Genomic DNA, 9445 nt, shown 5'->3' with positions numbered 1-9445 from the left:
CGCCGCAGCGCTGGACGCGGTCGGGGTCCTCGACGAAATCGCCTTCGGCAAGGGCTACGGCGAGGAGAACGACTGGTGCATGCGCGCCCGCAAGGCCGGGTTCTCCAACCTGCTGGCCGAGGACGTGTACGTCTACCATGCTGGGCAGATCTCGTTCGGGCTCGACCCGGGGGGCGAGTACGACCAGGGCCAGGCCGCGCTCCTGGCCAAGCACCCGGACTACCCGGCTGTGGTCGGCCAGTTCGTCCAGGCCGATCCGGGCCGGCGCGGCCGGGCGCGGCTCGACCTGTACCGGCTCGCTCGGCACTTCTGCGGCCGGGCCGTGCTGTTCGTGACCCATAGCTGGGGCGGGGGCATCCAGCGGCACATCGACGACATGATCGCCCGGCTGAAGGCCGAGGGCACCGCCGTGGTGCTTCTCTCGATCGACCGGGCCCGGAACATCCAGGTCAACGTCTCGTACCGCAGCCGCGAGTTCGTGTACCTGCCGAGCCTCGACAGCCTGTACCTGCCCCGCGATGCCGAGGCGGTGGCGTCCTTCGTGGAACAGCTGGCGCCGCTCCTGATCCACGTGCACTCGCTGGCGGGCCTGCGCTGGAATGCGGCCCGCGCCTTGATGGACCTCGTGTCCGGCTCGGGGCGGCCCTATGCCTGGACGCTGCACGACTTCTCGCCGGTCTGCCACCGCAACCACCTGGTGATGCCGGACGGCCGCTATTGCGGCCTGGCGCTGGTGCGGGTGTGCCGGGACTGCCTGGCCTCTGACGCGGACGGCTACGAGGAGCCGGATCCGGAAGAGCGGCGGGCCGTGTTCGGGCGGTTCCTGGCCGGGGCGGCGCGGGTGTTCGCGCCATCGGCCGACACGGCGGGGCGGATCGGGGCGGTGTATCCGGATCTGGCGATCACGGTGCGGCCGCATGTCGAGCACGACCGGAGCGTGCGCTCGACGGCCCTGCGGCGCCCGGGCCGGGTGCGCCGGGTCGCGGTGCTGGGCGCGATCAGCATGCCCGAAGGCGGGCTACTGCTTCAGGCCTTGGCTGCCGACGCCCGGAAACGCGATCTACCGCTGCGGTTTGCGATCGTGGGCTTCTCCGATCCGGCGCTCGCCGGCGGCCTGGAGCGGGCCGGCGTTACCGAGACGGGATCTTACTCCTCCGACGACCCGACGCTTGATCGAGTCGCTCGGGCGGCCCTGCATATCACCGAGACCGGCCAAAACTGGGAGGACGAAGAAATCCTCGACCTCTTGCCGAAAGTGTCCGCCGACTTGATCCTGCTGCCGGCAATCTGGCCCGAGACCTACTCCTACGCCCTGACCTTGGGACTGCGGACCGGCCTACCGGTGGTCGCCTTCGATCTCGGCGCCCAAGGCGATCGGCTGCGCGCCTATCCGAACGGCCACGTCCTGTCCTACGCTCTCGTGGCCGACCCAGCGACACTGAACGACCAACTGATGGCGATCGACATCTCGGTTAGCGGGCCGCTCTCCGTTCCGACTCAGGCGGCCGAATACGAAGACCTGATACGCGACTACTACGTCTTCGACATCTCAAGGCCGCCCCCCCCGGCACATCCAGTCAACGCACTTTAGCCCAGTTTCTCGTCGAAGCAGGCGGAGAAACGCAGAGGCCAACCCGATGTCCGCCCTCCCCACGGCTCAGACGCAGAAGAGTCCGGTCGAATCGTACCTGCACGTCCTACACGCCTTGATTCTGCGCGATATGCGCACGCGCTTCGGAGCGTCGATATGGGGCTACGGCGTGGTGGTCCTGTGGCCCTGCGTCCACGTTTTCGTTTTGATCGCGATCTATACGTTCCAAAAACTGGCTGCGCCACTTGGTGATAGCAGGCCGCTATTCTTCGCCACGGGCGCTGTCCCAGTACTTGTATTTCAATATATATCACGTGAAGTTATGAAATCTGTCATCATGAATAGGCCATTAACATATTATCCTCAAGTTAAATTGTTCGACTTAGTTTTTTCCCGTATACTTGTCGAAATTGTTACTGGATTTCTTGCTTTGCTTGTCGTCACTTCAGTTTTAGTTGCGTTGGGTACCAACCCTATCCCTGCAAACCCGATCGCTGCTGTTTCCGGCTACGTTGCTGCGATTATCTTAGGTATTGGAGTTGGGACAATTAATGTCGCGATCATAGGATTTTTCCCCGGATGGATGATTGGCTATGCGCTTTTTAGTATCATTATGTATATATCAAGTGGCGTGATGTTTCTGCCAAGCTTCATGCCCGATAAGATATATTATTGGATGAAGTTTAATCCGGCCCTGCAATGCGCGGAATGGGTACGCTCAGCCTACTATCCATACGCCGGCATTCAGGTGGATTATTTATACGTGATTATGTTTGGCCTAACTGCCGCTAGCATCGGCCTTCTGCTCGTCAAGCAGGTGGTAAGCAAGCTCAATGCCTGAGTAGCATCGGAATGGAGCGGCTCGGAGCGCAAATTGCCTCAAATCGAGAGTCCGACCGCGCGTTCGGAGCCGATCCATGCAGCTCCCTCCGAAACGCCTCGAGCCTCCATCGAGTCACGCAGAGCGTCAACCATGTCAGAGCACTACGCTGTAGTTATCACGAGCATCAATCCTCCGACGCGAGCGGTCACGGAAATTGCCCGCGACGCCGGACGACTCAACGCTCAATTTATTATCGTTGGTGACCACAAAAGCCCGCCCCATTTCTCTCAAACCGGCGCGACCTACCTCGACCTTGAGGCGCAAGTCCGGACGGGCTTTCGATACGCCTCTGACGCACCGACCCAGCATTATGCTCGCAAGAACATCGGCTATCTCTATGCTATAGCGGCGGGCGCTACAGTGTTAGTTGAGACCGATGACGACAATATTCCACGACCGGATTTTTGGCTACCGAGAACCGCTACTGTATCTGCCCGTGTCGTTGAGGCACCGACCTGGGTAAACGTTTATCGTTATTTTCACGCCGGTCTCATCTGGCCGCGGGGTCTCCCACTTGACCAAGTCAACGCGCCCCTGCCCGACGCCAGCATCGCGAATGCCATCTATTGTCCGATCCAACAGGGATTGGCCGACGAGAACCCCGACGTGGATGCGATCTACCGATTGCTCCTGCCCATCCCTTTCAGCTTCGAACAAGCCGAGCCGGTTGCTCTACGGAGCGCATGGTGCCCGTTCAACAGTCAAAACACCACGTGGTGGCCGGAGGCGTTTCCCCTTCTCTATCTGCCCTATCATTGCTCGTTTCGAATGACCGACATCTGGCGCAGCTTCGTCGCGCAGCGCATCGCCTATGCCAATGGTTGGGGCGTGCTTTTCCACGCGGCGAGCGTGTTCCAGGAACGCAACGCCCACGACCTAATGCGCGATTTCGCCGAGGAGGTGCCGGGCTATCTCCACAACACAGCGATCCGCGAGGCTCTCGAAGGGATCAGCCTCAGGCCGGGCACTGCTCATATCGCCGACGGGATGCGCTCTTGCTACGAGCGCTTGGTCGCCCTCGATTTCGTGGGACGGGCGGAGCTGCCTCTGCTCGAAGCTTGGCTCGAGGATCTCCGCTCCTGTTCCGCTAGGTCGCCTGTCGACAAACCGGTCGGCAGAGACTGAGACCTACCACGGACGGGATTAGGAGGAGGACGCCTTGGACGCGGGAGTGGAGGCTTTATCGCAGCCGGGCGACTTTTTCTGGCACGTTCCCCTGGAACGCATGTCATGCGCCCTAGGCACCGCCCATGCACCCGCCTCTGATACACTCAATTTCCCGGGCGGTGGGACGGGCTTCGCGCTGTACGGCCCTTACCTGCCGGTCCAGCCCGGCCTCTACGAGGTCGAGGTCGACATTGCGCTGACCGGTCAGAAGAACCCCAAACTCTACCTTGACCTCTGGATCGAGGGGCACGTCCTAGCCAAGCACGCCGTATTGCTCGATCGCGCCCGGATCGTCCTGCGGGGCTGGGTGCACACCGAGAGCCGCCTCGAAGTCCGCGCGCATACCGCGAACACAGCCTTCGTCGTTAACCGGATCACGGTGACGCGCCTCGATCCGGGTACCGTCATCCCACGGGCGCCCTCTGAGGCGGGGCGAGGCCTGCGTCGGCGGCAGTTGCGCACCGCGATGGGTGTCGACAACGCGCAGTCGCTGGAACAAGCGCCACCAGTCGCGGACCTCCTCGACGCGACCTTCTCCGATCCCGGCTTCCTGCTCCTCGACGACAGCGAAATACCCGCGCACGAGACCGTTTTAGCGCGCTGTGGCATCCAACCCCTAGCGGTTCAGCTCCTGTTCGCCCGCAACAACACTCGCCTCCTGCAGGAGCCCAAAGACGCGCAGGCACTGATGAACGGCTATCCCGACGTTGCCAACGCGTTTCAACTCGACAGCCTGAGCGACGGCGCGCTTTCGATTCCCTCCCTGTTCGGGCCAGGCACGATGGTGAGCCGTACGAGCTTCCCCGTCCTGTCGCCGATCCAAAGTATCGTGAACCTGTTCTACGAATTCACCGAACCGCACCACGTGATCGTGGGGGTGAGCACGTCGTGGATCGGCGCCCTCTCGTTCGTCTGGTTCGTCGACCAAGATGTGCTGGTCTACGACGCCCGCCTGCACTGGCTAGCCGATTACGAGGCGACCTTGCCGGTGCTTCGCGCCTTCGTAGAGGTGTGCGCGCGCCATCGAATCGCGGCACAGGCCTATCGGAAAACGGCGAAGACGCCCGCCTGCATCGCCGGCTTCATCTCGAACATGGGGCATTATTTCTGGAACGAGGTCTCCGGGATCGAGCGCATGCTGCGGGCGGGTCATCGGCCTGCCATCCTGCTCGCCGCCCCGCGCTGGTTGCCCATGCGCGATATCTTCGCCGGGGACGACCTTGCGGTGGTGGCCGAGGTTGAGTTGGACCGGGACGGACTGTTTCTGACCGCCCTCTCGCGGAACCTGTTCCTCGTCCGGCCGACCGGCAACGCGATCGACGGCGCGCTGGCCAGGAAAATCGAGGGCGCCGCGAGGCGCATGCTCGATCGCGAGCATCTGGGGCGAATCGCGCAGATCGAGGCCGCAGCTCACGGCGCCTTCGTGCTGTTCTTCAATTTGCGGGCCCACAACAAGTCGTGGATTGAGCAGGTCGACGGGGCGGCAGAAATCGTCGCGCGGCTGCAGCCGCTCACCGGGTCACGAAGGATCGTGCTCGTGCTCGACGGCTACACGGATTGCGCGGAAATCGCGGCGACGATCCGCGAGCGCCTTGCATCAACGTGTGAGGTGATCGACGGCACGCGTGCGCCTTTCGCCGAGACGCTGGTCTGGGCGTATCGTTGCGATCTGTTCGTCGCAGTAATCGGAAGTGGACTCGTTCCGCTCACCTGGTTGGCCGCGAAGCCGGGCGTCTGCCACGGAGATCACCGTCACCTCGACCAGATGTCATTCTGGCCGCTAATCCGGCTCGGTTACGATCGGCTCTCCTGGCCTCGCCACGAGGATGTTTCGATGGTCGAGGACGCTTGGTATGCGAACTACAGTATGTCGCCATCCCTTATTGCCGACCTAGCGGTTGCTCAGCTTCACGCAAGCGAGGACAACACCGCCGGGTCGGGAACGCACTTGATCCGGGTGTGAAGCTCTTGACCCGTTCGCGTCGCGACTGAAGCCTTGCCATTGACGCGTATTTTTTTAGTTCTGTGAGCCGCGCGGCGTGAAAGCCCATACGAAGCCCGGTTGAATGACCGTGACCGTGCTGAGCGGCGGCCCTCATACTTGTTTGGGCTTGTCCCGACGGACCGGCCGCCTCGACACCAGCAAGCCCGCTATCGGTAAGCTGAAAGCCAAAACGTGATTGTGGCCACCAGAAGCCCGGCATCGCTCGGTCAAACTGCTGGGTAATAGCTCATCATCGGCGAAGTGCATCACCGCGACTTCCGCTCCCGAAACCGGATCCCGGCTCCGCCGCCATTCTCAGGGATGAACTCCAGGCCGGCGGCCTCGAGGGCGGTTCGAATTTTCTCCACGCTGCTAAGTCGAGCGTCTTGGCCAGCCTCAAACCGATTGATTGTGTTGGCGCCCACGCTGGCTTCACGTGCAAGATCCTGTGTGGTCCATCCGAGCGCGGCCCGGGCCATTCGGCATTGAAACGGCTTCATATGGTGATTTTATTACCGAATGTGGTTGACTCCAAACCGGTGATGCCGCTACCGCAAGTGGTGTTATTTACACCACAAGGCTCATCCTATGCCCCTCCAGCGCCGCCTCTCCTGGAACGCTGCACTCCGCGACGTTCGTGATGACCGCACCAAAATCCCGGCCGGCCTTCTCGCCGCTAAAGCCTCCATCCACCTGACCGTCCGCTACGACCGGCGCCCACTGTTCGTCGCCGGTAAGTTCGATCGGTCCGCGATCATGCGAGCCGCCGCCAAGGCTGCGCACCTCCACCAGGCACGGTTCGGCTGCTCCTGGGCCGACGCCATGTCGGTGGCGCTGAAGGCCGCCTGGGGCGCCGCTAAGCTCGCTCGCCACATGGCCGCACACTGAGGGGAGGGGCCCATGAACCACGCACTCCCCCTCGTCTTACGCTCGCCAACCCAGCGTCTCGCCCACGCTCGGCAGGATCACGCGACCTGCCTCGTCCTGGCTGCCTCGTACCGCGTCCGTCTCATCCGCGCCGACGGCGATCCCACTGACCTACGCCAGCGCCACACTTGGGCCATCGACCACGCACGGACGCTCCCGTACCCGCTTCCCCGGCGTCCTAAGCGCCCCGCGGGCCTGACCGGCCTCCACAAGCGCTCCCTTTCGACCTTCGACCTACTGCCACGGGCCCCATCAGGAGCGCGAACGATGATCTATGCCCGCATCCCGGATTTCAGCCAGCCCGTAGAGGTCTGGGGGACATGGCTGCCGGCTCGATCCGCGGGAAACGCTGACTCAACGCCTTAATCTGGCAAAGACATACAGCCCTCACCGAGCCTCTCGTCACAGCATTTAACGAGGAAACAAGCCATGGCTCCGAAGAGACCGCGCAGTCGCGCGGATGATCCCGCACGCCCGACGGTGGCGTCATTAGCCCTCCAAGTGAAGCTCATCGCCCGAGAAGAAGACGCGGAGCTCAGGGTCCTGATCGAGCGCTATGAGCAACTCCTGTGTGATTGGGAAGGGCTAACCCACCGAGCACTCAAAGCGCTTGCCGTCCGACCGAACCCTCGAGATGAGCGTCGCGATGCCCTATGTCGCACTTGAAGACGTAGGCACGACGCGCCGCCGGTCGCTTTCGGGACGCAGCAGGCTTCAGACTTGGGAGAGGACCGGGGGCATCTGTGTCCTCTGTGATCGGCGGATCGACGGCGTACGCGAGCGCTGGATCGTCGAACATATCCGAGCCCTCGAGCTCGGCGGCGCGGATGACATCAACAATATGGGACCGGCGCATGAGGCTTGCGGTAGAGAGGACGCGCGACGATCACGCCCGCGCCGCTGAAGCGAAGAGGCAAAAGATCCGCCATCTGGGTGCCATCGTCGTCGCCAGGCCGCTCCCAGGCTCGCGAGCGTGCGCCCTCAAGCGAAAGATCAACGGGACCGTGGTCCTGCGCGAAGCTCCTGGTCGTACTCCTGCCGATACCAACTTAAGATCGGAGCAAGCGAGGGGCATGAGGAGGAACCCTACGCCATTCCCGCTGGATGCGGCAATGGAACCGAAGGATCAGCTTTGTCACCACCCCACACCTTCCACTAAGGAGAACGAAGCAGGAACAGTGAATCAGATGGCGAATCGACCGAGGCCGGCCAGATTAGGAACGACCGCTGAGGCCCGCGCGGGGGCTGCCGCATCGGAAGAGCTGATGCCGGCAATCCTACCTCATCTCGACTTCCTGTTTGCCGAGCATCCACTCCTGCCGGACGAGGACCCAGTGCAGTATGACGCACTCCTGCGCAGCATCGTCCAACAGGTTAAACCTATCGATGTGATCGAGGCGATCTGGGTCAAGGATATCGTCGACCTCATCTGGGAAGCCAAACGGATTCGCCGCTGGCGCAGTCAAATTTTTGTTCAGGCCCAACTGAAAGCTGTTGAGGACTTGATCCTACCGTCTCTCAAAAACGAAGACCCAATGGGGATGAATAGATTTGGAGGTCCCGCGCCCGATGCACTGGCAGCAGGTTGGGTGATTGCTAGCGAGATCGAGAAGGAACGTGTCGACACCATGCTTGAAAGTCGCGGCCTCAAAGCGTCAGATGTAACCGCACATGCCTTCCTGATGAGTCTAACCGAAATCGAGAGCATCGATCGTCTAGTGTCGATGGCCGACCAGCGTCGGGACACGCTCTTGCGCGAGATCGAACGCAAGCGAGCGAGCTTCGACCAACGGGCCCGTGCCGCCGCCACAGACATTATCGATGCTGACGACGCGAATATTCCATGACGTGCCGGTCCGAGGATTAACCTAGCGATGACCTCTGAGCCCGCCATCCGTGCCAATCGCCGCAACGCTCAAGCTAGCACGGGCCCCCGCACACGGGCGGGTAAGGCCCGCGCCGGGCAAAATGCCCGTAAGCACGGCCTCTCGGCAACCGACCCCAATCCTGCGGCATCGGCGGACATCGAGCGCCTGGCTAGGCTCATCGCGGATGAGCATCACGCAGGTGCAGCCGCTTTAGGAATTGCTCGAGATGTTGCCGAAGCGCAGTTTCAGCTCCAACAGGTTCGCGCATTCAAGACCGCGCTGCTACGCAACACCCCGCTAGCTCCAGACGACAGAACGAAAAACGAGGACCGTCTAGCTGCCGAGCTCCTTCTCGAACTCTTCCGACAGCTTGAAAGTCTGGATTGATACGAACGCCGGGCCTTGTCGCGACGAAAATTTACAGTTCGTCGGCTCAATGATTTTTTAGTCATGCTCTCGTAACGATAATTAAACCTAGCAACGATTTCAGCTGTGCCAAATTATTATCTAAATAATACGCTGTATATATGTATTATAAAACTAATATACATAATAATAAATAATTTTTTACGGGATGCCATGTCACGAAAATTGACAAAGCTCCTTATATTCGTAAATAAAGTCAATATGAAGCCTCGAGGCTGTATCAATCTAATATAGTTTTTGTCATCTACTTGAGCAGTAAAACTGGTTCCTAGCATTCGAACCCTAGCTCTCCACCAAACGGGGCTAATCGACCAGCTGCCTCGGCATTTGGTATCGCCAACGTAGACTAACACGAATCAGGGTCGCTGACGTCTGTTACGACTGGAACGCGCGCCGTATCCCACGGCAAACCCTAACGAAGCCTATAAGCGACTTCACGCAACCTAGAGACAATATTCCAAGCTCCAGCCACCTTCCTGCCCGTTTTTGGCAAAACGAACCCAATTACGGTCTCGTGATTGAGGCCGCCTGGGGTGAAGCGGAGCTCAGCAAACTGCCCTGACTATCTTATCGCTCAGTGCCGATGTTGTAGCGTCCGA

Annotated in this window: 9 protein-coding genes; 8 read left to right on the top strand and 1 reads right to left on the bottom strand. The window is 60.9% G+C overall.

Features of this window, described 5'->3' with window-relative positions; all coding sequences use genetic code 11:
• The 4 genes from MKK67_RS25755 to MKK67_RS25740 form a co-directional block, all read left to right on the top strand.
• A partial coding sequence (locus MKK67_RS25755) for a glycosyltransferase (RefSeq protein ID WP_243970909.1) occupies nucleotides 1-1591 on the top strand: 1591 nt, incomplete at its 5' end.
• 46 nt (nucleotides 1592-1637) lie between these two features.
• Nucleotides 1638-2432 carry an ABC transporter permease gene (locus MKK67_RS25750; protein WP_243970907.1) on the top strand — a complete coding sequence of 265 codons (795 nt, stop codon included), beginning with the start codon at nucleotides 1638-1640 and terminating at the stop codon, nucleotides 2430-2432.
• A gap of 132 nt (nucleotides 2433-2564) precedes the next feature.
• On the top strand, nucleotides 2565-3599 hold the full coding sequence (locus MKK67_RS25745; protein WP_243970905.1) for an STELLO glycosyltransferase family protein: 1035 nt from the start codon (nucleotides 2565-2567) through the stop codon (nucleotides 3597-3599).
• A 34-nt stretch (nucleotides 3600-3633) separates the two neighbouring features.
• Nucleotides 3634-5604 carry a hypothetical protein gene (locus MKK67_RS25740; RefSeq protein WP_243970903.1) on the top strand — a complete coding sequence of 657 codons (1971 nt, stop codon included), beginning with the start codon at nucleotides 3634-3636 and terminating at the stop codon, nucleotides 5602-5604.
• 287 nt (nucleotides 5605-5891) lie between these two features.
• Here the strand turns inward: MKK67_RS25740 and MKK67_RS25735 are convergent, their stop codons facing one another.
• The gene (locus MKK67_RS25735) at nucleotides 5892-6104 is read right to left on the bottom strand and encodes a helix-turn-helix domain-containing protein (RefSeq protein WP_313899041.1); all 213 of its coding nucleotides are present in this window, start codon (nucleotides 6102-6104) and stop codon (nucleotides 5892-5894) included.
• Between the two features lie 109 nt (nucleotides 6105-6213).
• Between MKK67_RS25735 and MKK67_RS25730 the strand changes: the two genes are divergently transcribed.
• The 4 genes from MKK67_RS25730 to MKK67_RS25720 all read left to right on the top strand — a co-directional run bounded on the left by MKK67_RS25730 (nucleotide 6214) and on the right by MKK67_RS25720 (nucleotide 8807).
• On the top strand, nucleotides 6214-6513 hold the full coding sequence (locus tag MKK67_RS25730) for a hypothetical protein (RefSeq protein WP_243970899.1): 300 nt from the start codon (nucleotides 6214-6216) through the stop codon (nucleotides 6511-6513).
• Between the two features lie 673 nt (nucleotides 6514-7186).
• Nucleotides 7187-7456 (top strand): HNH endonuclease, encoded by a 270-nt coding sequence (locus MKK67_RS33000; RefSeq protein ID WP_409568439.1) that lies wholly within the window; start codon nucleotides 7187-7189, stop codon nucleotides 7454-7456.
• A 208-nt stretch (nucleotides 7457-7664) separates the two neighbouring features.
• Nucleotides 7665-8399: a hypothetical protein gene (locus MKK67_RS25725; protein ID WP_243970897.1), complete on the top strand. Its 735-nt coding sequence runs from the start codon at nucleotides 7665-7667 to the stop codon at nucleotides 8397-8399.
• Nucleotides 8400-8426: 27 nt separating this feature from the next.
• A complete protein-coding gene (locus MKK67_RS25720) occupies nucleotides 8427-8807 on the top strand; it encodes a hypothetical protein (RefSeq protein WP_243970895.1) in 381 nt (126 codons plus the stop codon).
• Nucleotides 8808-9445: the final 638 nt, after the last annotated feature.

It is taken from the genome of Methylobacterium sp. J-072 (assembly GCF_022829425.1).
Taxonomy (GTDB): domain Bacteria; phylum Pseudomonadota; class Alphaproteobacteria; order Rhizobiales; family Beijerinckiaceae; genus Methylobacterium.
This window is presented reverse-complemented; position numbering and strand designations above follow the sequence as displayed.